Annotated in this window: 1 pseudogene; it reads right to left on the bottom strand. The window is 38.3% G+C overall.

The window, feature by feature from the left end:
• Positions 1-127 precede the first annotated feature (127 nt).
• Positions 128-490 (bottom strand): annotated as a pseudogene (locus tag H4J63_RS19820) (Mg2+ and Co2+ transporter CorB); the annotation flags it as partial.
• Positions 491-609: the final 119 nt, after the last annotated feature.

Here is a 609-nt window from a genome sequence, read left to right as displayed (position 1 = left end):
ATCTGTATCAAGTAACCAATGACTAAGCATAAAAATACCCTCATAATCAAAAGATGATAAGGGTATTGTGAAGCAACCAAAAGATCGGTCAACCGATCAAAAATACCTTAACTGATCGGTGTTAGCTTTACAGCGGCTTTTTATTCTCTGTATTTTCATGCAGTTCGAGTTTTGGTGCACTCATACCTTTGAGCAACCGACCAAATATATCAGCGCCGGTAATAATGCGTTTCACATCGCTCCACACTAATACCACATCGTGATCAATGGCCCCATCAAACGATTTATCTAAAGAATGATTAGCCCGTATTTTTAAAATCACTTCACTTAAACGCATCGCTTCATCAGCAACAATTATAGGTCTGTGACAATAGTGATAAGGGTCAAACGTATCTGGCTCAAATAACGCTGATCTTAAAAAGCCGTCAGCATCTACCACTAATAAAGGCCAACCGTCTTCATTGGTAATGATCACCCAGTTATAACCTGATGTAATGGTCTCCTCCCTATACGGCATCTATGTGCCATGATTAAAGTGGTTACAATAATCAAAGGGAGAAGACCAAAATGAAGATTACAACAATTGGTTTAGACATAGCAAAAAGATTT

Source organism: Pseudoalteromonas sp. 5Ae-yellow, from assembly GCF_014077565.1.
In the GTDB taxonomy this organism is placed as follows: domain Bacteria; phylum Pseudomonadota; class Gammaproteobacteria; order Enterobacterales; family Alteromonadaceae; genus Pseudoalteromonas.
Note: the sequence above shows the minus strand (reverse complement) of the source record. Positions and strands in the feature narration are given on the sequence as shown.